The sequence below is a fragment of the Bellilinea caldifistulae genome (assembly GCF_001306055.1).
GTDB classification, from domain to species: domain Bacteria; phylum Chloroflexota; class Anaerolineae; order Anaerolineales; family Anaerolineaceae; genus Bellilinea; species Bellilinea caldifistulae.
Window position 1 is genome coordinate 14,725 of sequence record NZ_LGHJ01000016.1, and the last position, 23,758, is coordinate 38,482.

At 49.6% G+C, this 23,758-nt stretch carries 20 protein-coding genes and 1 pseudogene; 9 read left to right on the forward strand and 12 right to left on the reverse strand.

The annotated features are described in order from the left end of the window. Positions 1 to 190 precede the first annotated feature (190 nt). The 5 genes from AC812_RS10100 to AC812_RS10120 all read right to left on the reverse strand — a co-directional run bounded on the left by AC812_RS10100 (position 191) and on the right by AC812_RS10120 (position 6,509). Positions 191 to 1,978, reverse strand: coding sequence for an ABC transporter ATP-binding protein (locus tag AC812_RS10100; protein WP_061915700.1), 1,788 nt, complete (start codon positions 1,976 to 1,978; stop codon positions 191 to 193). Positions 1,979 to 1,987: 9 nt separating this feature from the next. After that, positions 1,988 to 3,796 carry an ABC transporter ATP-binding protein gene (locus AC812_RS10105; RefSeq protein WP_082149034.1) on the reverse strand — a complete coding sequence of 603 codons (1,809 nt, stop codon included), beginning with the start codon at positions 3,794 to 3,796 and terminating at the stop codon, positions 1,988 to 1,990. Between the two features lie 59 nt (positions 3,797 to 3,855). Further along, entirely contained in the window at positions 3,856 to 4,200 is a 345-nt protein-coding gene (locus AC812_RS10110) for a hypothetical protein (protein WP_061915701.1), read from the reverse strand. Beyond that, complete coding sequence (locus tag AC812_RS10115) at positions 4,201 to 5,520, reverse strand: DUF1015 domain-containing protein (RefSeq protein WP_061915704.1); 1,320 nt, start codon at positions 5,518 to 5,520, stop codon at positions 4,201 to 4,203. A 131-nt stretch (positions 5,521 to 5,651) separates the two neighbouring features. Further along, on the reverse strand, positions 5,652 to 6,509 hold the full coding sequence (locus AC812_RS10120) for a DegV family protein (RefSeq protein ID WP_061915707.1): 858 nt from the start codon (positions 6,507 to 6,509) through the stop codon (positions 5,652 to 5,654). A gap of 198 nt (positions 6,510 to 6,707) precedes the next feature. On the opposite strand from AC812_RS10120, the gene ffh reads away from it, so the two are divergent. From ffh to AC812_RS10160, 8 genes and pseudogenes are all read left to right on the forward strand, one after another. After that, positions 6,708 to 8,030, forward strand: coding sequence for a signal recognition particle protein (gene ffh / locus AC812_RS10125; RefSeq protein ID WP_061915710.1), 1,323 nt, complete (start codon positions 6,708 to 6,710; stop codon positions 8,028 to 8,030). Positions 8,031 to 8,145: 115 nt separating this feature from the next. Then, a pseudogene (rpsP, locus tag AC812_RS10130) lies at positions 8,146 to 8,388 on the forward strand (30S ribosomal protein S16); the annotation flags it as partial. 149 nt (positions 8,389 to 8,537) lie between these two features. After that, positions 8,538 to 8,774, forward strand: a complete 237-nt coding sequence (locus AC812_RS10135; protein WP_061915716.1) for a KH domain-containing protein — start codon at positions 8,538 to 8,540, stop codon at positions 8,772 to 8,774. Further along, the gene (gene rimM, locus AC812_RS10140; RefSeq protein WP_082149035.1) at positions 8,774 to 9,337 is read left to right on the forward strand and encodes a ribosome maturation factor RimM; all 564 of its coding nucleotides are present in this window, start codon (positions 8,774 to 8,776) and stop codon (positions 9,335 to 9,337) included. The genes AC812_RS10135 and rimM overlap by 1 nt, the downstream gene beginning before the upstream one ends. A gap of 15 nt (positions 9,338 to 9,352) precedes the next feature. Further along, entirely contained in the window at positions 9,353 to 10,471 is a 1,119-nt protein-coding gene (dprA, locus tag AC812_RS10145; protein ID WP_061915722.1) for a DNA-processing protein DprA, read from the forward strand. Continuing rightward, complete coding sequence (locus AC812_RS10150; protein ID WP_061915725.1) at positions 10,464 to 11,549, forward strand: mannose-1-phosphate guanylyltransferase; 1,086 nt, start codon at positions 10,464 to 10,466, stop codon at positions 11,547 to 11,549. The genes dprA and AC812_RS10150 overlap by 8 nt, the downstream gene beginning before the upstream one ends. Positions 11,550 to 11,565: 16 nt before the next feature. Further along, on the forward strand, positions 11,566 to 13,941 hold the full coding sequence (gene topA, locus AC812_RS10155) for a type I DNA topoisomerase (RefSeq protein WP_236839247.1): 2,376 nt from the start codon (positions 11,566 to 11,568) through the stop codon (positions 13,939 to 13,941). 141 nt (positions 13,942 to 14,082) lie between these two features. After that, on the forward strand, positions 14,083 to 15,081 hold the full coding sequence (locus tag AC812_RS10160; RefSeq protein WP_061915726.1) for a hypothetical protein: 999 nt from the start codon (positions 14,083 to 14,085) through the stop codon (positions 15,079 to 15,081). A gap of 68 nt (positions 15,082 to 15,149) precedes the next feature. Here the strand turns inward: AC812_RS10160 and greA are convergent, their stop codons facing one another. The 5 genes from greA to AC812_RS10185 form a co-directional block, all read right to left on the reverse strand. Further along, positions 15,150 to 15,617 (reverse strand): transcription elongation factor GreA, encoded by a 468-nt coding sequence (gene greA / locus AC812_RS10165; RefSeq protein ID WP_061915727.1) that lies wholly within the window; start codon positions 15,615 to 15,617, stop codon positions 15,150 to 15,152. 90 nt (positions 15,618 to 15,707) lie between these two features. Then, entirely contained in the window at positions 15,708 to 16,856 is a 1,149-nt protein-coding gene (locus AC812_RS10170; protein WP_061915728.1) for a deoxyguanosinetriphosphate triphosphohydrolase, read from the reverse strand. A 15-nt stretch (positions 16,857 to 16,871) separates the two neighbouring features. Continuing rightward, on the reverse strand, positions 16,872 to 17,669 hold the full coding sequence (locus AC812_RS10175) for an isopentenyl phosphate kinase (RefSeq protein ID WP_062158894.1): 798 nt from the start codon (positions 17,667 to 17,669) through the stop codon (positions 16,872 to 16,874). A gap of 2 nt (positions 17,670 to 17,671) precedes the next feature. Beyond that, positions 17,672 to 18,631: a mevalonate kinase gene (gene mvk / locus AC812_RS10180; protein ID WP_061915730.1), complete on the reverse strand. Its 960-nt coding sequence runs from the start codon at positions 18,629 to 18,631 to the stop codon at positions 17,672 to 17,674. Between the two features lie 4 nt (positions 18,632 to 18,635). Further along, on the reverse strand, positions 18,636 to 19,505 hold the full coding sequence (locus tag AC812_RS10185) for a decaprenyl-phosphate phosphoribosyltransferase (protein ID WP_061915731.1): 870 nt from the start codon (positions 19,503 to 19,505) through the stop codon (positions 18,636 to 18,638). Between the two features lie 100 nt (positions 19,506 to 19,605). Between AC812_RS10185 and AC812_RS10190 the strand changes: the two genes are divergently transcribed. Further along, on the forward strand, positions 19,606 to 20,418 hold the full coding sequence (locus AC812_RS10190) for a TlyA family RNA methyltransferase (protein WP_061915734.1): 813 nt from the start codon (positions 19,606 to 19,608) through the stop codon (positions 20,416 to 20,418). On the opposite strand, the gene AC812_RS10195 is transcribed toward AC812_RS10190, so the two are convergent. Next, complete coding sequence (locus tag AC812_RS10195; RefSeq protein WP_061915737.1) at positions 20,391 to 21,599, reverse strand: hypothetical protein; 1,209 nt, start codon at positions 21,597 to 21,599, stop codon at positions 20,391 to 20,393. The two genes, AC812_RS10190 and AC812_RS10195, sit on opposite strands and share 28 nt — an antisense overlap. A gap of 322 nt (positions 21,600 to 21,921) precedes the next feature. Further along, positions 21,922 to 23,685, reverse strand: coding sequence for an HD-GYP domain-containing protein (locus AC812_RS10200; protein WP_169787291.1), 1,764 nt, complete (start codon positions 23,683 to 23,685; stop codon positions 21,922 to 21,924). Between the last annotated feature and the right edge of the window lie 73 nt (positions 23,686 to 23,758).

The following is a 23,758-nucleotide window of genomic DNA, read 5'->3' on the forward strand; positions in this document are numbered from 1 at the left end:
ATGTTGATATGAAAAGTAGCATTGCGAAAACACGAAATGCAACAGACGGTCGAACCTGCCTGAATGCCGTTTTCTTTGAGTGTCTTCGAGCGATAATTCACTTAAGGTTTATTGTAGCATTCAAAAAAATGTGCGGTCAACCAAAACGCCTTGCAATTGGGTTGGCTTATCAATATTGTTAGTTTCACCATCATTCATCTTCGAAGCGCAACCTGTATAGATGATAGTAAACCCCTCTTTTTTGAATCAATTCGGAGTGAGTTCCATCTTCGATGATCTGTCCATTTTCGATGACGAGGATTCGATCGGCATTGGTGATGGTGGAAAGGCGGTGAGCGATGATCAGAGAAGTGCGTCCGTCCAACAAGCGGCTAAGGCCTGCCTGAATGATTCGTTCGGTCTGAGTATCCACGCTGGAAGTGGCTTCATCCAGAATAAGAATGCGCGGATCGGCCAGCAAGGCACGGGCAAATGAAATCAGCTGGCGTTGACCTACGGACAAGATGGCGCCGCCTTCTTCAACCGGGGTGTCGTAACCCTGCGGTAGCTGGCGGATGAATTCGTCTGCTCCAACGGCTCTGGCAGCGGCTTCAACCTCCTCATCGCTGGCGTTCAATCTCCCAAAGCGGATGTTTTCACGCACCGTTCCGGAAAATAAGAAGGGATCTTGAAGAACGATGCCGCATTGACGGCGTAAACTCTGCTGGGTTACCTCGCGCAGGTCATAGCCGTCAATGCGCACCACCCCTTCGGTGGGGTCATGAAAACGGGCAACAAGTTTAATGAACGTTGATTTTCCGGCACCGGTTTTCCCAACCAGCGCCACTGTTTGACCAGCTGGAATCAACAAATCAATGTGACTCAGAACGGGGGTGGGATCGTCGGAATAATGAAAACTGACATTTTGAAAGCGAATTTCACCCCGAATGGGAGGCATTTTGACGGCATCCGGCGCGTCCTCAACTTCGATGGGCGTGTTTAAAAGGTTGAGGATGCGTTCACCGCTTGCCATGGTGGACTGAAACGAGTCAAAGCGGCGGCTAAGGTCGCGGATCGGGTCAAAAAAACGGTTGATATAGAGAACAAAGGCAACCAGCGTACCGGGTGAAAGCTGCTCGCCCAGCACGGCGCTGCCCCCCAGCCAGACCACCAACGCCATAGCTGTGATGCCCAAAAAATCAACACCTGGAAAAAAGAGCGCAGCGAGACGAGCGGCTTTCAGGTTGATATCCAGATTGTTGCGGTTGACCACATCCCGAAAGTAGGCATAATTTCGATCTTCGCGTGAAAACGCCTGAACAACCCGCAACCCGTTGATATTTTCAGCAAGTACGGAATTTACCCAACTGATGGCCTTACGGGTTTCGCGATAATATTCACGGGCGCGACTGCGAAAGAGACGGGTGATCAGGATGATTAGCGGGATCACACTAAAGGTCAGCAAGGAGAGACGCGGATTCATACTCAACATGGTGAAAATGATGCCGATCAGTACGAACAGGTCGCGCGCGATGGCAAGCATGGCCCAGGTAATGAATTCCCGTAAGACACTGACATCATTGATGATTCGAACGATAATGCGGCCGACCGAGTAATGAGAGAAAAAACTGAGCGAGAGACGCTGGAGGTGGTGGAAAAGTTGAGAGCGGATATCGTAAATGATGGATTGTCCAATTCGGGACATGATGAAAACCCGCCCATAAATTGCCGCCCATTGTACAACAGCAATTGCCAGATAGATCAAAACCAGATTGCGCAGCCTGGGCAGTGACCCGGCGTCTATGCCTTCATCTACCGCCAGTTTGACCAGATAAGGTCCGGCTACTGAAGCGGCAGATGTGATTGCCATAAGGAGCAGAGAGAACAGCAGGGGTTTCCAATACGGTTGGACAAACGCCATCAAACCGCGGATTACCTGCGGGTCATATCCCTTAAACTGGATATCTTCATGAACGGTGGAGGGAGCCGTTACTGCCATGGTTTTCTGTTACTCCAACGAATTCCTCGAACGAAAGTTAACTCTGGAAAGGTCTATTGGCTGGGTGAGGAGATCATCTTCTAATTCCTCCTGATTTTTCAATTGAAGATCATAAATCTGGCGGTAAAGACCGTCCAATGCCAGCAACTGATGATGAGTGCCTTGTTCAACAATGCGCCCCTGATCCATTACCAGGATTAGATCGGCTTTTTTGACGGTAGATAGCCGCTGGGCGATGATCAGGGTTGTTCGTCCCTCCATCAGGGTTGAGAGGGCTTTTTGTATCAAATGCTCCGTGTGGGTGTCCACGCTCGAAGTGGAATCATCCAGGATCAGGATGCGCGGATTCATCAATAAGGCACGGCCAATGGCGATTCGCTGTCGCTGACCACCCGAAAGGGTAACTCCTCTTTCTCCGACCACCGTATCATAACCTTGGGGTAGCTCCAGGATAAATTCATGGGCCTGCGCGGCCTTGGCCGCAGCAATGATTTCTTCTTCGCTGGCATCCGGCCGTCCATAAGCCAGATTTTCTCGAATGGTGGTTGAAAAAAGCAAGGATGTTTGTAGAACGATGCCAATTTGTCGGCGCAATGAAGGTAAATCCATCTGGCGGACGTCCATTCCGTCAATTTTGACAACACCTTCACTTACATCGTAAAAGCGGGGAATCAGGTTGACCAGCGTCGTTTTGCCCGATCCGGTTGCGCCGATGATTGCAACCCGCTGATTCGGTTCGATTTTCAAATTAATATCCCGGAGAATGGGTCTTTCACTTTGTTTGTATCGGAAAGAGACCCGCTCAAATTGAATTTCGCCGCGAAAGACCGGACAAGGGATTGGATTGGGCGGGGATTGAATATCTGGCTCGGTTTCGAGAATTTCAAAGGTACGCTGTAAACCGGCGTAGGCTTCACCGGCAGCGTTGACCAGCCACGCCAGTTGTTGAGCGGGATTGGCAAGCAGGAGCATGTAACTATTGAAGGCAACCAATTCTCCAACTGTAATTTCACCCCGAATTGCCATTTGGCCGCCAAACCACAATATTAAAATTGTGCCGAGAGTAACCAGAAAAATGGTCGAGGGCATCACTTTCGCCCATTCACGGACAACCGTGATCTGGCGATCGAATAATTTGCGGTTGGTCTGGTCGAAGCGGTCGGTCTCGTACTTTTCCTGAGCAAAGGCTCGCACCACCTGAACGCCAACCACATTTTCCTGCAAGATGGAAGAAAGTTCACCGAGGGTGTTGTCCACGGCAAGGAACAATCTTCCTACTCGTTTGCCAAAATCGGTGGTCAACAGCACCATTGGAATCAGGGGCGAGATGGCAATTGCCGCCAGTACAGGATGTCGACTGAATAATAAAATACCAATACCCACCAGCAGAATCACGATCCGAGCCAGTTCTACCAGACCGTGTCCGGCAAAACTTTGCAGGGAACGCACATCTTCAATCACCCGGCTGATGAGCTGACCAGTGGGCATGTGGTCGTGATATTGAAAGGAGAGACGTTGAATGTGGTTGTACAGGCGGTTCCGCAAATCGTAAGCCACATGATGGGCAATCCACTCGGTCAGGTACTGTTCCCGAAAGTTTACCAGCGCCTTGATCAATCCCAAACCCAGAATCAAGCCGGCCGCCACAATCAGGAATCGTTGATCACCCCCTTTCAAGCCGACGTCAATTACTTGCCGAATGATGGCCGGGAAAGCCATTTCGATTACGGTGAGGATGAGTAGGAAAACACTGGCAAGCACGATTTGACGAAAATACGGCTTGACCAGTGTTTTTAAATTACGGAGATGTCTCTTCATTGTCTTTTTCTTCGATCCAAACAGCTCCTTATGCAGGCAATTATTGAAAATTCTATCTTTTATAAAGAAAACAAGATTTGATCCTCGTAAACCAATCCAATTTCATCGTATTGGATATTTGCGTGAAGGGTAAATTGCTGCGGCTGAAGTGAAAGCCGGCGCAGGTGCATGGTGATGACCAGATCAAAGTCAATGTTTTCTACAATATAAGCGCTGGCAAGCATCTCGCCGTTTGCGTCTCGAATTTCGAATTCAAGATTGGGCGGTTTTTGAAATGGGGTAATCCGGGCATGAACCCGCACCCGCTGGCGGTCTTCCCAAGGTTCTACCAGCAAATCTAAAAACCTGACCTGTTCAGGGGGTACGGCATCTGGATGGGGTTGCAAGGGATGAAAACGTTTCATTTAAATGATTTTACGGGCTTCCATGTAAAACCGCTTTTCGATAGCCTCTCCCATGGAAAAGGTTTTTCGAGGGAGAACGCCATCCAGAATCACGGTTCGGAATAATTCGTTTTTGTCCATTGCCGGCAAATAAAAACCGCAATTGCCCTGCTGTTGTGAGAGGTGATAAAGGGCATCTTCGCCGTGAACATAGTCAATTTTTTCCGCTCCACCTTGTTTCAACCAATCGTCCAGAAAGGCCTGCAAACTACCCACTACCAGATTTGAGGCGGGCATATGGATGGTAGCAGTGGCATATCCATCCGGCATAACAATACCGAAGGTCTGGCTTTTGCCGGTTTGCTCTTTGACAGCCCTTTCCATGGCATGAGCGTCGTGGTAATCGGTCAAGGTAACGGCATCTTCGCCAAAAAAGCGCCGGATGGCATTATGGGGTGATTGTTTCACAGCGAAAAGCACACGGTGGATGGGCTCAAAGACCAGACCCGGGTCATGGAGATTCTCAATTTCGACCAGCGCATATCGGGCCGGGTGATACATTCCCACGCAGGGTTTCAACTTTTCCCAGCAAGCTTTGGCGGTAGCCAGTGAGTGATTGCCATCGCCAACCGCAAAAAGAAGCACGCCTTTCTCCGGGCCAACACCGTATTTGGGGTAAAAGACTTCCGGCGATGCCAAATGCTGCAGGGCTTGAATAACTTGCTTTTCGACTTCGAGATCGGCGACAAGAGCACCTTTGAGATGACCGCTGCCCTGCATGAGTTCAAAATCGTACAGGGGGATCAACGCATCGCTGCGTTGAGCGAGCGGTTCAATGACGGTTTGTTGTGGGTCATCAATCAAAACGAGAATGTGAGGCAGTTCGATGGCGGCTCCTTCCCGAATTCGCATGCGGGGAGGAATCCTTTCAACGATGGTGCCTTCGGTGGCGCGGATGAGGGTTTGTGAGCCGGGTGAATAATCATATTTTTCCAGATCAAGTGCCAGAATTAAGCCATGCCGGGTTTTACTGTTAACTGTGCGTTCCACATGAATCAATCCACTGTGTACATCGAAAATCCCGTCATCCAAATACTGACGCATGGTTTTCTGGGCAGTCTGGATGCGCTCCAATTCCTCCGGTTTGCCCAGATAAACCTCAGGCAGAATCAGATTGAGGGTGGACGGAGCATTACCAACTTCTTTGGCTACTTGTTCCCAGTATTCGGGTTGAGAGGTGAACTGATCGCAGGCAATGGTAGCCCATTTGCGTAAATCAATTCCTTTGCGGGGGAGTAATACATCCGCAACTTGCACACCAATATCGGAATATATTCGCATTGTGATAACCTCAAGGTGAGATACAGGGAAAAAGAAAACGGTCTTTTCCATTTTACCAAAGACCGTTTAATAATAAAGAGGTTGGGGAGCGGTAAGGAAATCTGTCAATCAATTTCAGGAAGATTGACCCATCACATTCCAGCCATGTAGGCAATGCCCACGGTACCCGGGCCGGTATGAGTACCAATGACCGGGGATACTGTGGCGGCAAAGGCTTCGGCAATATCAGATGGATCGAAACGCTGGCAGGCTTTTTCAAGCAGGCGTTCTGCTTCGGCAGGGGCATTGGCATGTAAAGCCGCAATCCGAACCGGCCGCTGGCTGCCGACCCGCTCAACAAAAATATCAATCAGACGATCAACGGCTTTATTCATGGTGCGGATTTTTTCAACAGCCACAATCTTACCGTTTTCTAAAGCCAGGATTGGCTTAAGGCCCAAGGCAGTGCCAAGAAAGGCGGCAGCGCCCCCGATGCGCCCGCCGCGGTGTAGAAATTCCAGCGTGCTGACGGCAAATAAAACACCGGTGTGTTGAACAGCCTTTTCGGCGATGGCTTTACATTCTTCAAGGGAGGCGCCTTGTTTAGCTGCGCGGGCAACCTGCAGGGCTTGAAAACCCAAGCCCATCCCGGTTGAATACGAGTCAACGATGATCACCCGGTCGGTTTGAAGGGTTTGTTTGGCTTGAACGGCTGAGTCGATCGTGCCGGAAAGTGCCGCCGAGATGTGAATGGAAAGAATGTCGTAACCCTGTTCCAATAGGGAAGTGTATACTTGCTGAAAAGCGGCCGGTGAAGGCTGCGAAGTTGTGGGCATGACTTTGGCGTGCTGAAGCCGGGTGTAAAATTCCAGCGGGGTGATGTCTACCCCGTCCCGGAATGTTTCTCCTCCCCAAACAACCTGCAGGGGAATGGCATGCAGGGCATAACCATTCGATAAATGTTCTGGAATATAGGCAGTGCTGTCCGTTACGACGGCAACCTTCGACATGGTTTCTCTCCTCAGATGATCTATTTTTATATGATTATATTATTCCTCTTGCATATAACCCCAACTTTTGTAAAAAGTTGCGTATCCCGACCAGAAAAAATCCGCTCCTCCAAACCTTGACCATTGGTGTTTCTCCGACTAGAATTGGGAGGCGTAACGCCCCTTAGGGGTGTTGATTTCTTATGGATTAAGGTCAGCGTGTTCGAATCACTTTCACAACGGCTGGAACAAGTATTTCAACAACTTCGCCGGCGGGGTAAATTATCCGAACAGGATGTGGATGCTGCCATGCGCGAAGTCCGTTTGGCATTGCTGGAGGCAGATGTTCACTTCAGCGTGGTCAAGGACTTCATCAGCCGTGTCCGCGAGCGGGCAGTCGGGGCAGAAGTTTCGAAGGCTTTAAATCCAGCCCAGCAGGTCATTAAAATTGTCCATGAGGAATTGATTAAAACGCTGGGTGAACCAGCCCGCTTGAACCTGAGCGGCCCAAAACCGCGAGTCATCATGATGGTGGGTTTGCAAGGCTCCGGTAAAACCACGGCTGCTGCAAAACTGGCCTCGTTGTTGCGTTCTCAGGGCGAACGGGTTGAGCTGGTTGCCGCTGACCCTTACCGGCCGGCTGCAATCAAGCAATTGCAGACGCTGGGTGAACGAATTGGTGTGCCGGTTTACACAGAAAGCGGCGTTAAACCGCCCGAACTGGTTTCCAGAGCGTTTGAAAAGGCCCAAAAGAGTGGCGTTAGTGTTTTGATTGTGGACACTGCCGGGCGTTCACAGCTGGATAATGCTCTGATGGATGAGTTGAAGGCGATTACGAGGCGGGTGACCCCCAATGAGATCTTACTGGTCGTGGATGCGATGATCGGTCAGGAAGCCCTGCATGTTGCAGAAGGTTTTCGCGATACGGTGACCTTGACCGGCTTGATGCTGACCAAAATGGATGGAGATGCGCGCGGTGGGGCGGCGATTTCCATTCGGGCGGTTACTGGCGTCCCCTTGAAGTTCCTTGGCACTGGTGAGGCAATTGATGCCATTGAAGTCTATGATCCCGGCCGGTTAGCCTCCCGTATTCTGGGTATGGGTGATGTGATCGGCCTGATTGAACGGGCTGAGGCAGCCTTTGATGAAAAGGAAGCTCAGGAACAAGCCGAACGAATGCTTTCCGGTTCCTTTACGTTGGAGGATTTTGCCAAACAATTAAAGCAAATCCGCAAGATGGGACCGCTGGCGCAGATTTTGGAGATGCTGCCCGGCGGACTGGGTCAAATGGCGCGCAATATTTCACCGGAGGAGGCGGAGCGTTCTTTGAAAATTACGGAAGCCATCCTGAACTCGATGACCCGTGAAGAACGCCGCCGACCAGAAATCCTGAATGCCAGCCGGCGGAGGAGAATTGCGCGCGGTTCCGGAACTCAGGTACAGGATGTCAACCGGGTGCTCAAGCAGTTTCGAGATGCACAAAAAATGTTCAAGACGTTACAAAAAACAGGAGGTCGTGGATTACCTCGTCTGTTTGGCTGAAAAGTGACTCTAAAAGAAAGCGCTTCCTTCAGCGCCCCTCGACTTTTGGAGGATAACTTGAATCGCCATCTATATGCTAAAATGATCATGTACAAATGAGGAGAATAAATCAACTATGGTTCGAATACGATTGCGCCGAATTGGCTTAAAAGGACAACCCAGTTACCGAATTGTGGCGGCTGACAAAGAAAGCCCCCGCGATGGTCGTTTCCTTGAAATTCTTGGTTTTTACAACCCCCGTACCGAGCCGTTCACCTTCCAGGTGAATGAGGAACGCATCTATCACTGGTTGAAGAACGGTGCTCAACCAACCGAGTCGGTACAAAAATTGTTTGACAGCGTTGGATTGAGCAAACGCTGGGCACGGGTCAAAGCGGGCGAGCCGGTCGAAGAGGTTTTGAAGGAAGCGGAGGCCTATTACGCTTCCCGTAAGGTGGATGCAAAAACCAACCCGGTATAACCTTTGACTGAATCGTCATCCAAAGCCCTCGTGCGAAAGGATTGATCGTGAAAGAACTGATTGAATATATTGCCGCTTCACTGGTGGATGACCCAACTCAGGTCAGGGTGCGACAGGAATGGGTTGGCGGAAAAGCCCGGCTGGAGTTGTGGGTTGCCAAGGAAGACATGGGCCGAATCATTGGTAAAAGCGGGCGGGTTGCCAATGCCATGCGGGTCTTATTGCGTGTGGCAGCTGCCCGCGAGGGAAAGCAGGCTACACTGGATGTAATGGAGCCGCGTTGATGAAACATCGTCCGTCTCAATCGGACTACAACGGGGAATCGTCAGGCTCGCCTCCCTTGGGCGAGCCTGTCTTTCTGGCTGTTGGCTTTCTGAGGCGGGCACATGGCCTTCAGGGAGAGATGGTCATGGACATTTTGACCGATTTCCCTGAGCGTTTGGTGCGGGGTAAAATCGTCTATGCCGGAGATGAGCATGTCCGCCTGACGATTCGCTCACTGCGCTCCAGAGGTAAACAGGTGCTGATTGCCTTTGAAGAAATTGGCGATCCGGAATCGGCTGCGCCCTACCGCAATCAATACCTGTTTGTCCGTTCGGATGAGATTCCACCCCTGCCAGAGGGTGAGTACTACCATCATGAATTGCTTGGCCTGAATGTTTTTACACCTGGCGGTAAGAGGCTTGGAACACTGGTTGAAATCCTCGAAACCGGCGCAAATGATGTCTATATTATCCGGGATGAAGACTCCGCATCAGAACTACTGGTACCGGCAGTCCAAGAATTTATTCTCGAAATACGATTAGCAGAGCGTATGATTATCATTTCTCCACCAGAGTGGTTGTAATCTGGAGCGAAATGGATGAACCCCAAAGCCTACTGGGTTGGTTTCAATTACGTTAAGGGAATTGGATCAGTCCGTCTTAGCCGTTTATTACAGACTTTTAACGGGGATTTGGAAGCTGCATGGCATGCTCCCTATGAAAAATTGATGGCAGCACGGCTGCATCCCCACCTGGTGGAGAGGGTTTTGAAAATTCGATCCCAGATTGATTTAGAGCGGATTTGGGAAAATATCGAACGAAAAGCCATTCATGTGATTACCTGGGAGGATGAAAACTACCCCCCAATTCTCCGTCAGATCGATCAGCCGCCACCTGTGCTCTATATCAAAGGTGAATACCTGCCGGAAGACGAACTGGCTGTGGCAGTCGTTGGGACGCGCCGGGTCTCTGCCTACGGAAAGCAGGTAGCCGAGGAACTGGCTGCGTTTCTGGCCCGCAACCAGGTAACAGTAGTGAGTGGTTTGGCGCGTGGCACCGATGCAGTGGCTCATCAATCGGCTTTGCGGGCGGGGGGACGCACGCTGGCCGTGCTGGGTTGTGGGGTGGATTTGGTTTACCCGCCGGAACATGGCCGATTAGCCGAAGAAATTATGGCTAATGGTGCACTTATCAGCGATTATCCGCCCGGAACGCCCCCGGAAAGCAGTAATTTTCCGCCGCGCAATCGAATTATTTCTGGTTTAGCGCTGGCAACAGTTGTGATTGAAGCCGGCGATACCAGCGGGGCGTTGATAACGGCTTCTTTTGCTGCGGATCAGGGGAGGGAAGTGTTGGCTGTGCCGGGGAACATCCACTCTCCCAATTCGAAAGGGGTGAACCGGCTGATCCAAAATGGGGCGCGCCCGCTGCTCAATCCCTCGGATGTTCTGGAGGCGCTGAACATCCAACAGGTGAATACCCGTCGGATTGCCAGAAAAGTATTGCCTTCTGATGAAACAGAGGCTAAACTATTGCAAGTTTTGGGTGATGATAACCTGTCAGCCGATGAAATCAGTTTCCTCTCGGGTTTGCCGATTGAAAAAGTGTCGGCATGCCTGATTATGATGGAATTAAAAGGTCTGGTACGAAATAATGGTGGAACGAACTACCGTGCAATTCGCGAGGAAACGGAATACTACGGAAGGAATGATGAATAAATCGTTTTATGCTGTGATCATGGCGGGAGGAGGGGGAACTCGTTTGTGGCCTCTTTCGCGCTCGGTGCGCCCAAAACAAATGCTCAAACTGGGCTCGGAGCGTACCCTCTTTCAACAGGCAGTTGACCGTTTGTATGGACTGGTGCCACCTGAACGAATTCTGGTAGTGACCGGTGCGGAAATGGCCATGGATTTGCAGAAGGATTGCCCCGAAATCCCAGGAGATAATTACCTGATCGAACCGGCACCAAAGGGAACAGCTGCGGTAGTGGGATTAGCAGCTGCTTATTTGTACTCGAAAGACCGACAGGCCGTAATGGCGATCCTGACGGCTGATCACGTTATTCGGGATGTGGCTTATTTTCAAAAGATTTTACGGGTAGCCGATGAAGCCGCCCGTTTAGGATATCTGGTTACCCTGGGGATCCATCCAACCTCCCCTTCAACTGGTTATGGCTATATTCAACGTGGTCAGCCGGTGGCGGAAATCAATCAGCAACGGGTGTATCAAGTGCTCCAGTTCAAGGAAAAACCGGATGCGGATACTGCCCGACGGATGGTAGAAAGTGGTGATCACGACTGGAATTCAGGTATGTTTTTCTGGAAGGTTGAACAAATTCGCCGGGAAATTGCGAATCAATTACCCGAATTGTATCAAGTGATGATCCAAATTGAAAACGCCGGCTTTGAAAGACAGGAAGAGTGGCTGCCACTTTGGATGAAATTGAAACCGGAAACCATTGATTACGGGATTATGGAACGTGCCCGGCAGGTGGTTGTCATCCCGGCGGCCGGCCTGGGTTGGAATGATGTAGGTAGTTGGGATTCGCTGTTTGAGGTGTTGGAAAGCGATGGAAACGGGAATATCCGGTTGAGCGACCAGTGGCTTGCGCTTGATTCCCAAAAGACGCTGGTGCTTTGTGAGGACGATCAGCGCCTGATTGCTACGATTGGGGTTGAGAATTTGATCATCGTGGATAGCGGAAATGTGCTGCTGGTTTGTCACAAAGACAAGGCCCAGTCAGTTCGTGAACTAGTCCAGATATTGAAACAAAGTGGAAAAGATAATTATCTTTAAGGCAGGGAGGTAAACCTTGGAAGCCTATTGTGTAAAGTGCAAAGAAAAGCGAGAGATGGTTTCTCCGCGAGCGGAATTTAACGCTGCAGGCACACCCGTTACGCGGGGAATTTGCCCGGTTTGCGGTACCCAATTGTTCCGCATGGGGAAAACCCCCGAACATGAAAATCTGCCTGCACCGGAAAAGAAAGAAAGACCGGCGGACAAGCTGATTAACGCAGCCCATTCCAAACGCCAACGCAGAACCAAAAAGGATAACGGCCATGATGAACGAAGTGGGAAACTGGTGATTGTCGAATCGCCGGCAAAAGCCCGCACGGTTGGCCGCTTTTTAGGAAAAGGTTATACGGTTAAGGCCTCCGTCGGTCATATTCGCGATTTATTGCGTTCAGAACTTTCGGTAGATGTTGAAAACAATTTTCAACCCAAGTACCGTGTCCCGAATGAAAAGCGGGCGGTTGTGAAGGAAATAAAGGATCTGGTTAAGAAAGCTGAAGAAATTTATCTGGCCACCGACCCGGATCGGGAGGGAGAAGCAATCGCCTGGCACTTAATGGAAGCTGCAGAAATTCCAGAAAATCTCTCTCGGCGGGTAGTTTTTCATGAGATTACCCAACCGGCGATTGAGGAAGCTTTCTCTCATCCGCGCAGTATCAATATGAATCTGGTCAATGCTCAACAAGGACGAAGGATTTTGGACCGCCTGGTGGGCTACAATCTCAGTCCGTTACTATGGGAGAAGGTGCGCAGCCGCCTGTCAGCTGGAAGGGTGCAGTCGGTTGCTCTGCGGTTGATTGTGGAGCGGGAACGTGAGATCGAAGCCTTCGTACCGGTCGAGTACTGGACAATTGCTATCGAATTGAAACCCCACGGCGGCCGGCAATCGTATGTGGCGAAACTCGTAAAAGTCAATGAGCAAGAACCTCAATTACCCGATCAGGCGACCGTCCAAGGTTTGCTTGAGGATATGGAGCCAGCGGTTTACCGGGTTGTACGAATTAAGCGGGGAGAAAGGAAACGCAAGCCAGCTGCTCCCTTCATCACCAGCACCTTACAGCAGGAAGCATCGCGAAAATTGGGGTACACTGCCCGCCGCACGATGATGATTGCTCAACAATTATACGAAGGCTTGGATGTGGGTGAGGGTGGTTCGACCGGCCTGATCACCTATATGCGCACCGATTCGACCAATATCTCTGATCTGGCACAAAAAGAAGCACGGGATTTTATTCTGAACACCTATGGGAAAGAATATCTCCCTCAAACGCCGCCTCAGTACAAGACCCGTGCCGTCGGTGCTCAGGAAGCGCACGAAGCAATCCGGCCAACCTCCGTGCTGCGGATGCCCGAAAAGGTAAAACCATTCCTCAGCCCTGAGCAATACAAATTATACATGCTCATCTGGCAACGTTTTGTCGCTTCTCAAATGGAATCGGCTGTAATGGACACGGTTTCAGTTGAGGTAGAAGGCAAAGGCAAGATCAATGTCTATCTGTTACGGGCTTCGGGTTCGACCTTGAAATTCCCCGGTTTTCTGGCGGTCTATGAGGAATCGCGCGACGAAGACCAGAAGAGTGAAGACGAGGACAACGTACGTATTCCCCCCGGTTTGGAGGAAGGACAGCTGCAGGAATTGCAGCGCTTGCTGCCCGAACAGCACTTTACCCAACCACCACCGCGATATTCCGAAGCCACTCTGGTACAAACCCTTGAGGAAAATGGAATTGGGCGTCCTTCTACTTATGCACCAATCCTTTCCACCATTGTGGAACGCGGTTATGTGGTGCGTGAAAACAAGAAATTGATTCCCACCGAAACGGGTTTACTGGTTAACGATTTACTGGTGCAGCATTTCCCGGATATTGTAGATGTTGGATTTACGGCCAAGATGGAAAGCGACCTCGATCAGGTGGCTTCTGGAAGCCGTGAATGGGTGGATGTGATCCGCTCATTTTACGAGAATTTTGAACCCACCATCAAGAAGGCGCAAGAATCCATACCCGTGACCAAAACTGTGGAGAAGATTGGGCGTGCCTGTCCTCAATGCGGTCACGATTTGATTATCCGCTGGGGAAGATACGGAAAGTTCATTTCTTGCAGCAATTTTCCTGAATGTCGTTATACCGAGCCATGGCTGGAAAAAATTGGGGTTGCCTGCCCCGAATGCGGCGGCGATTTGATTGAACGCAAGACACGCAAGGGGCGGGTGTTTTACGGGTGTTCTAACTACCCGACCTGTCAATTTACCACCTGGAAACGGCCGGTGGCAACTCCCTGTCCGAATTGCGGGGGTTTGCTGGTCATTTCCAATAAACGGGAATTGCAATGTTTGAAATGTGAGGAAAGTTTCTTGCAAGAAGAGATTGGGGTAACCTCGCCGGAATCGGCATGATAATTGCAACTCACCTCCTCAGTCGGAAATTCATGCCGTCATCGCAGTTGCACCAATTTGAACCTTGTTCTACAATAAATTCAAGTGTCTGGTGAAAACTGCACGGCAGAGAAAATCACAGCCAGTGAGGAGCAAAAAATCATGGATAAGATTCGAGAACAATTACGCAATCCGCTCATCTCAGCGATTACGGGCTTCGTGATCGGTCTGATCATCGGTTTGCCTGTATTGGGGTGGGGGCTTTGGCCGGTCAAGTGGGTCAATGCGGATCCCAGCCAGTTGCGGGATGATTTCAAACAGGAGTACCTGTGCCTGGTCATTGATTCGTATGCCAGAAAAGGGGACACCGCTATTGCCATGCAGCGATTTGAAGCATTAGGGGAATCCGGCGGTTCCCTGCTTGATTCCCTGAAACCGGGTACCTGTAATTTATCCGAAGGGGATATCAATTCCTTCCGGGCGCTTGTGATGGGGCCCACCGTGCCTTTGCCGGGTGAAACGGTGGTACCAACCCAACCACCTGCTGCAGGGGGCGGGTCACGATTGGGGCTGGTTATTTTGCTCTGTTTGGTAACGCTGGGGGTTGGGGCAGGTTTGGTTTACCTGTTGGTACTTCGCAAACGGCCAGTCAAAACTGAAAGTCCGGCGGGGGTCGCGCAGGATTTGAATCGTCAGGCTGAGCGCACAGATTATGCGGCTGAAGGACAGGAAGCGCCCATCAATCAATTCATGACGACCTACGTCATGGGGGATGACCTGTATGATGACTCGTTCAGCATTGACTCGCCAACTGGTGAGTTTTTAGGCGAGTGCGGTGTCGGGATTTCCGAAACAATTGGTGTTGGAGATCCCAAAAAGGTTACTGCTTTTGAAGTTTGGTTGTTCGATAAAAATGACATTCAAACGGTAACCAAAGTGCTGATGTCCCCGCATGCCTTTAATGATCCGGCTATCCGCCAACGATTGGAATCCAAAGGCGAACCCGTTGAGGTTGCCAAAGACCGTCGGGTATTGCTGGAAACGGCTACCCTGCAACTGGAAGCAAGGGTGGTGGATGTGAGCCTGGGTGGCGGCGCTTTACCCGAAAACAGTTATTTTGAACGGTTAACGCTTGAACTGGCTGTGTGGCCAAAATCATAAACACAATTGGCCGTAAAAATCATGGGGCTGCTCGCGAGCAGCCCCATTTCTTTTGCATCTAGAATGTGTTATTCAATTTTGAGAATTTTTAAGCGGATTTCTCCGTTGGGCGTATCCACAATAACTACATCGCCGACTTTATGCCCCATCAAAGCTCGGCCAATCGGGGATTCGTGGGAAATTCTTCCGTTACTGGGGTCGGCTTCTTTGGGGCCAACCAGGTGATAGCGTTCGGGTTCGAAGCCATCTTCCTGAATGGTAACGTAATCCCCAATTCCGATTTCATTCAAATTCTTTTCTACGTGGTCAATGATAATGACATTGGAAAGCAGCTGTTCCAATTCGCGAATGCGGCCTTCCAGAAAGCCCTGTTCTTCTTTGGCGGCGGTGTAATCCGCATTTTCGGAAAGATCACCCTGTTCAATCGCTGCGCGCAGGCGCTTGGCAAGTTGCTCACGAGCGGGGCCTTTAAGGTATTCAAGTTCTTGTTTGAGGCGATCTAAACCCTCTTGGGTCAGGTATGAAGCTTCAGCCATTCTAACCTACTCCTAACATTTACATTAACGGCAATAATGATACCATGTTTTTCTTGGAAAAGGGATCGGTCGTGGAAAAATAATTGCCAATTAGGGAAGAGTTTCGGCGTTAAATAATTTTCGATATTCCTCCGTGGCATAACGATCGGTCATACCGGCAATATAATCACAAACCGTTCGATGAATGCCAAATTTTTCTATTCTTTTTTGGACATGGTGCGGCAAAATCGTTGGTTCTGAGCAATAGGCGTTGAAAAGCTCGCTGATCAGGCGTTCTGCTTTGACTGCCATTCGTACCACACGATAATGACGGTAGAGATTCTTGTAAAGAAAATCCTTCAACTGGCGGTTGCGGCGGTGAAAAGTTTCGCTGAAAGTAACCACGTTAAAATCCAATCTTTGGAGATCCTCAACGGATTGAACGCCGCTTTCTTTCAGATTTTGGCTGGTGGTCTCGACAATATCATCCACTTCTTTCCCGATCAGGCGACGGATGATGCGGTGACGGGTCAGATCGTCCAGACCATCACCCTGCCAGCCAATCGAAGATTTCATCACTTGCCAGATTTCGATTTCCTCCAGCATTTCCTGAGTAATCATTCCAGAACGTAAGCCGTCATCCAGATCGTGGGCTGTGTAAGCCAGCTCGTCAGCAACGTTGGCAATTTGAGCCTCAATGTGCCCGCGTAATTCGGGGTTGAAATCGCGCGCATCGGTTTTATCATATTCGGTTTCGTGTTTGACAATACCTTCCAGTACTTCCCAGGAGAGATTGAGACCAGGAAATTCGGGGTAACGTTGTTCCAGTTCGGTGACGATGCGCAGGGACTGTTTATTGTGCTCAAAGCCGCCGTGATCCTTCATTAGTCGTGCCAGAGCAATTTCTCCCGAATGGCCAAAAGGGGGATGACCTAAATCGTGAGCCAGGCAGATACTTTCTGTCAGGTCTTCATTTGCACCCAATGCACGCGCCAGCGTCCTACCAATTTGAGCCACTTCAAGGGTATGGGTCAAGCGGGTGCGGTAGTAATCCCCTTCGTAATTAATGAAAACTTGAGTTTTATATTCTAATCGGCGGAAGGCGGTGGTATGCAAAATGCGGTCGCGGTCGCGTTGAAAAACGGTGCGGTAGGCCGGTTCATCTTCCGGGTAAAACCGGCCACGGGAATATTTGCTGCGACTGGCATATGGCGCCAATATTTTGTCTTCAATTTCTTCCAGCTCTTGGCGGGTGACCATTGATAACCTCCTTTTTTACTCTTTAGTGAGCAGGGTACCGGTCGGAATGCCCGATAAAGCATCTTGTAGATTGCCGGGAGTCAGGCCGGAAAAAATCATCGCGCGTAATTGTGGATCAGTTTGAATCAATTCGAACATCAGGCGGACTTTTTCGACCATTCCACCGGTTACGTCTGGAGCTGCTGAACCCTGCAAGAGCGGCAAGATGCCATCTTTTTCGGCGAGGGTGATTTTGGGAAGAAGATGTGAACAGGTCGGAAAGTCTGCAAATACCCCTTCTTCAATGCCGCAGAGCAAAATCTCGGTAGGGGGTAGCGAACCTGCGAGTGCCATGAACACATCTTCGGTGGAAAAAATCGTTCCCCCAATTCGTGAATCGAATACCACGTCACCGTTGACCAATGGAATAAAACCTGCCTGTATTGCGGAAACCAGTGGCTTTGAATTCCACTCGGCGAGGCGTTTGTTTTCTGCCTGGATAATTGCAGAGGGTGGAAAGGCAATAACCGGTAAACCCTTTTGACTGAAGATTTCGTAGACAATTTGATTCAGCCTACGCGCCTGGCGATATACCTCAAGAAATCCTCGCCACTCCTCAGGAGTTTGAACCCCATCTCGGGTTCGATATCGTTTGGCGGGGATATGGCCAAAAGAACCAGAACCGTGACCGATGATGAGCTGAATATTTTGTTGGTTTCGTATTGCCAAATGAATTTCTTCGGCTAACCTTTCGATAATTTCAGGAATAGCGGTTGCGGCACGATGTTTATCGGTAATCAGAGAACCACCCAGTTTCAGAAATATGCGCCTCATTTTCATCGTTCCTCGTTAATGGGGCGGAGTGTGGTTAACCAGGTGTGTAAAGCACCTTCTTTCAGCAGTTGCTGTGCAATCGAATCGGCTTCTTCTGGATGTACCAATGCAACAATATTGCCGCCTCCGCCTCCGCCGGTTAATTTTGCACCGTATGCCCCGCATTGTAAAGCGGCTTTCACCAGTTTGTCCAATGCCGGGGAAGAAACCCCAATTTCCCGAAGCAATTGATGATTTTTTTCCATTAAGGGCGGAAGTTGTTGCCAGCTACCTTGTTCGAGAATCTGGCGGGCCGATTCAACCAGACAACCGATCTGATGAAACAACCCTTCATACTGCTGAGGATGTTGCTGCCAGCGCTGACGAACACCGGCAACCATTTCTGCTGTGGAGGGGGCCTCACCGGCATTGGCAATCACCAGCGTGAGGGGTTCTTTGACGTGAATCAACTGGGGCTGATGGTTTCGCACATAATAAATAGGCATCTGGTAGGTAATCACCGTATTATCAATTCCACTGGGGGTGCCATGAAAGGCTTTTTCAACCTCGAAAGCAATCCGATTGACTTGTTCGTTATCAAGCGGCAGGCCTAAAAATTGGGTGATAGCCCGAATCATGGCTACGCTGACCGCTGCACTGGATCCCATTCCCGCTCCGGCCGGCAAGGTGGAGTTGATGCGAATTTTCATTGCCGGCAAACGAGAGATTTGGAGTGTTTGTTCAATTTGTTGAAATAAGGTGTTGAGGGGATGCTGTTCGGGCAGTTCAGCACGTGTAGCATGGAAGTTGACTGCCGGGGACTCGATCTCGATGCTGCCAGAAGGTTTAAGCGGGTTTGGCTGCACAATCACTTTGACAAAAACCCCGGTCACCGGCGCAGCGATGGCTGGTTGACCGTAAACGACGGCGTGCTCGCCAAACAAGATCACTTTTCCGGGGGCGGAGGCGGAAACAGCAGGCATGGTTTCAGTTTAAGTAAAACACAAACAAAACCGATAAACCCCACAGAAGAATCGTCGCCTGTAATGGTCTATCGGTGAGGACAATATCCTCAGGAGCCCCACCGGCTTGTTCTACCTGAATCAGATAAAGATAACGAAAGATGCCGTATATGACAAAAGGAATCGTCAACATCATACTGTGGTTATCCGGCAGGTTGGGCGCAGAAAATGTGTACAGACTGTAAGCCACAATGGTTGTACCGGAGACAATGGTAATCAATTGATCCAGTAATGTCAGGTTATAGCCATCTAAAACACGGCGATGATTGTTCGCGTCATTTTGGAGTAACGTCAGTTCGGCGCGGCGTTTACCAAAACCGATGTAAAGCGCCAACAACGTGGTTACCACATATAACCAGGGTGAAAAACGTTCCACTTCGATCAGCGAAACCCCCGCTGCTACCCGGAGGACGAATCCAGCGGCGATGATCAAGACATCAATCAAGGGAATATGTTTTAGACGGGTAGAATACGCCAGATTGACCAGAAAATAAACGAAGGCAATCCAGCCGAATAGAGTTGAAAGCAAAAATGAAAGTGGAATTGTAATGACAATAATGCCAATTGCAGCCGCTGCGGCAACCGGAATCGGCAATTTTCCCGATGCAATCGGGCGGTTGCGTTTTTGAGGATGATTGCGGTCTGCTTCGGCATCGAGAATATCGTTGATGAGATAAACGCTGCTGGATATCAGACAAAATAGAATCATACCCGCCAGCGATTTACTGACCGCTTCGGGATTGAGCAGTTTCTTATCAAAAACAACCGCAGCCAAAACGAAGACATTTTTGCTCCACTGGCGCGGTCGCATGCTCTTAATTAACGCAGAAAGCATACCCCAATCATATCACAATGATCCAAAAGTATCCGCAATTTTTAAGAACTTTGAGTTGGAATTTGGTTCGGATGGGGAAAGAGGGATAGAATATATCCGTATGAAAAAGAGATTGGATGTGTGGCTGGTAGAGCAAGGTTTAGCAGAAAGCCGTAATCAGGCGCAGCGTTTGATTATGGCCGGTCAGGTTCGGGTAGGTGATACGATCGCACAAAAACCCGGACAGATGGTTGATCCCGAATTAGTTGTTGAAATTATCCAGCCTGCCCGTTTTGTTTCCAGAGGGGGAGAAAAGTTAGAAGCAGCTCTGGTGGAATTTGGATTGACCGACCTCAGCGGGAAAGTTTGTGTAGATGTGGGGGCTTCTACCGGTGGTTTTACAGATTGTCTGTTGCAGCACGGTGCAAGGCGAGTTTTTGCAGTGGATGTTGGATACGGGGTACTTCACTGGCGGCTGCGCCGGGATGAGCGGGTGGTTGTCATGGAAAGAACCAACGCGCGGTATTTGAAAGGATTTGAGGAAAAGATTGATCTGGTGACGATAGACGCTTCTTTTATTTCCTTAAAACTCTTATTGCCGGTTGTTCGGCAATGGTTTCGTGACAAAAAAGGTGATGTTGTTACCCTGATCAAGCCCCAATTCGAGGCGGGTCAAAAAGTGGCTGCCCGTGGTGAGGGTGTTATCCGTGATCCACGGGTTCATCGTCAGATATTGGAGGAGATGACCCAGTTCTGTCAGCAGGAGGGATGGGTCATTCGCGGCTTGATGTGTTCTCCCCTGATTGGTCCCAAAGGGAACATCGAGTTCTTAATGTGGTTATCTTTATCTGGAGAGGGATTGGATAATCCCATCTCGGTTATTGAGCAAATTATCAACCAGTCGATTCAGTCCTTGAAAATATCGGATACGTAAAAAGGTGCACTCTGGCACTCTTTAGAGGTGAAGTAACCCGATACAATGTTCCAGGTGAGTTCGCCCTCTTCTTTCCAGGCGCTTTCAATTGCGCGGGCAGTACAACCTGGGCCGGCATTATAATTTGCCATGGTAAATTTCCATAAATCTACGTAATCGGCTACCTGGCCTGCTTTTTTATTGGTGGTATTCTGGACAATTTGATTGATTTGACTGCAATTGGCTTTGACCACTTCGGCGAAAATTGGGATGCTGTTCAAGGCGCGCTGGCGGTTAACTCCTTGCGGACAGTCAGTACAGGTGGCATTGACCTGGCGTACCAACGCCCCGCGCAACAAAGCGCGAGCCGACTCGGGAATTCCGAGGTACCCCTGATCGCAAGTTCTTGGATGGAGGATGAGCGGACAGAATTGGGCATAAAAATAAGGGCTGTATAATAAGAGAGCATCCGCGCCAGTGTCATTCAATTGGCCGAAGCCGCTTTCCAGAATGTCAATATAAATTGCTGGCCAGAACTGGCTTTCGATTGCAAAAATCTTTTTCAGCAAACGAGCCGGCACGCCATGCTTGACGCCAGTTTCAAAAATCTTTGAATCGTATTGATTCTGCCACTCAATGATCACTGGCCGGGCAACTTCAACTCCGCATTGATTTGCGGTGGTTGCGGATTGCAATCCATTGTAAGGACATTGACTGGCATCCACAACCTTGTTCTGGATTAACATGGCTGCCAGATAGTAATAGTTGTACTCGGTGTACAATTCCTCCACGCTGCGTGGATATTCCAATACCAATGGTAAATTGAGGGGGATCTCCGGTACCGACCAGATTTCGGCACAGGTAACAATTTCCGCTGGAGGGCGAGGTTCGAATTCTTCGAACGAGCCAGATGTGGGGGTAGGGGTAAAAGCAATTAGCGTGGCGGTTGGTGTAGCGGTTGGGTTAGTCTGACTCTGCGGTTGTTGTACAGCGAGGTTGGGTTCAGCATTTTGTAACGAAGCTGAATTGTTGGAAAGGGGTTGTTCTGTTTTCCGAAGTACGGGAAGGGGAAGATCGGTCGAAGCGACAACCGGGGTTTGCTGAACCTGATCAAGCTGATTTTTGAGGGGAACGATGTTGAAGACTAATCCGAGAATGACACCAACAAAAATTGCTGCAAAGACCGGTTTGAAGAATCTCATGTTGGTACTTACCCCCGCGAATTAGATTTTTTCCCTTATTCGGTCTCTTCCTCATAAACATAAGCCCAACCAGAACCCTTGCACACGGGACAGCGATCATAAACATAGCCGTCTTTGCATAAACCACCACCGCCGCCGGAGCAAAAAGCGCATTTCTTGGGCTCCTGCGCTACCAAAACGGTGCCAATACCATTGCAAACCGGGCATAATTCATAGATATTTCCATCCCGGCAGCGACCGCTCCCATTGCCACTACAAAATGCACAAGTCTCTGGTGCGTAATGAATGAACGGTTGAATTTTGGTCATGGGGATTTAGAGGCTTATTTTTGAGGGCTGTTTGACTTTTCTTGGGTTGATTCTACCACGCCTTCGACAAAAGCTTCAACAACTTCGGGGGCAAATTGTTTTCCGGCCGATTCTTTTAAGTTTTCAAGGGCTTCTTCAGTGGTTACAGCCGTCCGATAGGGTAATTCAGCGGTCATAACCGTGAAGGCTTCCGCCACTGCAATGATGGAACTGGCGAGAGGAATGTCTTCCTTTTTGAGCTGATCGGGATAGCCTGTGCCGTCCCAATGTTCTTGATGGTGATAGATCCATGGCACAATCCGGTTGAAGACATTCATTTGTTTGACGATTTGTGCCCCATAATAGGGATGCATCTGAATCATCTTCCATTCCTGAGAGGTAAGGGGTTTTACCTTTGTCAAGATGGTTTCGGGAATGGAAATTTTACCAATATCGTGTAGTAAAGCGGCAATTTCAAGAAATTCAAGGTCGCCACTCGACCAGGCCAGTTTCTTGCCAGTATCCACCGCCAGCCGGGCAACTTTCTCCGAATGGCCGATCATGTAACGATCGCGTTGGTCAATGGCGGCAACCAACACGCGCGCCAGCCCAATCAAGGGGGATAAACCGCCAACTCCCGGAATAATCGAAGGTGCCAACCCCTGGGTAAACCCGGAGCGGCGGCGTTCGCCGATTGCAACTTCCAGCTCGACGGTGTTTTCGTAGAAATTCAGGAAGTTTTCCACGCGCTCCAGCATGATCTTCAGGTTGTGATATTGTCCAGTTGACCAGAGCGCAGGGATTTGTTCGTACATTATGGTGGAAGAACGGGAAATTTCGGCTTGTGGAATAATCCTTTTACCGTAGGAAGAGAGCAGGTCGTGCAAAGCAATCAGGCGGGAAAACCGTTCACCGACCCGTTGAATTTGTTTAGAGAGGGTGGGATATTCGCGGATGGTTTCTTCGAGAGAGCGAATTCGGGCAAGCACCGTTTCTACGCTGGCGTTTTTCAAATCCTTCATCGTTAGGATCTCGGTGATGTGCTCGTTCCAAACTTTTTGAGCATCCTCCAGGGTAAGAACTTCGTTGCCATAAACAATGGGTTCGTCGTCCTTGCATTGATGCTCCACATAGCTCAAGGCTTTTTTGAGGGATTCATAAGCGGCTTCGATACGCTCTTGATTTTCTTTTTGACGAAGCTCTTCCTGTCTGCGCTGCTCCCGAATAATTTGCATGCGATTGTAAAAATCCATGCCTTTGGGGGCTTTTTGCAAGAGGGCGATTAAGTGTTCCTGTTGTTCGGATATTTTGACCCATTCTTGATGAAGGTCGCGTAATGTTTGCAAGTTTCGGAAGATAAGCGAACGTTTCTTCGTTCTTTCTTCAAGTTGGGGAATCTGATTAACAATCTGATCGTACACTTCCTGAATTTCTTCTTCAATGCGGGGTGCTTTATAAGTCAGGTTGGCAAAGGTCAACCGATATACCATAAAGTGCTTTTCGATTTCCTTCATCCGTTGCTGTGTTCGAGCAGGAAAAGATCGAATTTCACGGCGAAGCCATTTCCATTCCTCAACCGTATCGGTGACTACCTTTATGCGACGTTGTATCCAGTTCTGCTTTGGTGGGGCAGGCTCTGGGTTCACTTCGGCTACGGGAGTGGTCTTTTCGACGGTAATATTCTGTTCTGAAACCGTGCTTGCCCCTTCTTCAGACTTTTCGGATAGGCTTACCGATGAATCAATGGTATCCGTCTCAAGTTCGGGATGGTCAATTTCTAAAGATGATGAATCGCTCACGGCGTCCCTCTGCAATTGCTCTCTGTCTGACTCTGGATGATCAGATAAATCTTGGTTGTGGAGGGTGTTCATA